This window comes from Acetobacter sicerae, from assembly GCF_011516765.1.
Taxonomy (GTDB): domain Bacteria; phylum Pseudomonadota; class Alphaproteobacteria; order Acetobacterales; family Acetobacteraceae; genus Acetobacter; species Acetobacter sicerae.
The window spans coordinates 1-818 of the sequence record NZ_JAAABN010000083.1 but is presented as its reverse complement, the minus strand read 5'-3'; the positions used below and the strand labels follow the sequence as shown (position 1 = coordinate 818).

The window sequence follows — 818 nt, the reverse complement described above, 5'->3', positions numbered from 1 at the left end:
GCTGTAGCAGCGATGAGGATGACGGAGAGGAAGGATGCGGCGGTTTTCTCATATCGGGTCGCGACAGCCCGCCACTCCTTGAGCCTTGCCCACAGTTTTTCGACCAGATGCCGGTGTCTGTAAGCCCATTTGGGACAAGCGACTTCTGGATCATTCTTCCTTGGCGGGATGACAGGACGAGATCCACGGTTCCAAAGATCTTCACGAAATTTATGTGAGGCATACCCACGATCGCAGACGACATAGATTGGTGGGTGTGGCAGAGCGTCAAGCAGGGCGTAGGCACACGGTAATTCATGTGCCTGTCCGGGTGCCAGCGTGAAGGACAGTGCCCTGCCATGACTGTCCGCAGCTACGCAGACCTTGGTGCCAAATCCTCCACGTGAACGGCCAAGAGCCTCACGATCCTTTCGGCGTTCTCTGTGCCCCCTTTTTTAGCCGCTCCAGCCGCCTTATGATGGGCACGGATTGTCGTGCCATCAAGAAAGACCATGCCGAGGTCTTGATCCCTGTCTTTGACCTTTTCAAAGAGGCGCTGCCACACACCGAGCTTCGACCATCGAATGAACAACTGTGCTGCAATCCACCAGGGACCAAACTCTGATGGCAAGGCACGCCACTTCGCGCCGTTCTGATGGCGCCAGAAAATCGCGGATATCGTCCGTCGAAGGTTCTTGGTGGGGTCTTGCCCTTCGGACGGACTTCCTCGATCAAAGGCTCCCAGACGGACCATGCGGTATCGGAAAAGACAGACTGCATCATGCTCATCATAAACAGCTATGCAATCCGTTCCGTCATTCAAGGCCTAACAGGCCCTA

1 pseudogene is annotated in these 818 nt (G+C 55.5%); it reads right to left on the bottom strand.

What is annotated here, in order from left to right:
- Window positions 1-759 (bottom strand): annotated as a pseudogene (locus GVI59_RS18700) (IS5 family transposase); the annotation flags it as partial.
- Between the last annotated feature and the right edge of the window lie 59 nt (window positions 760-818).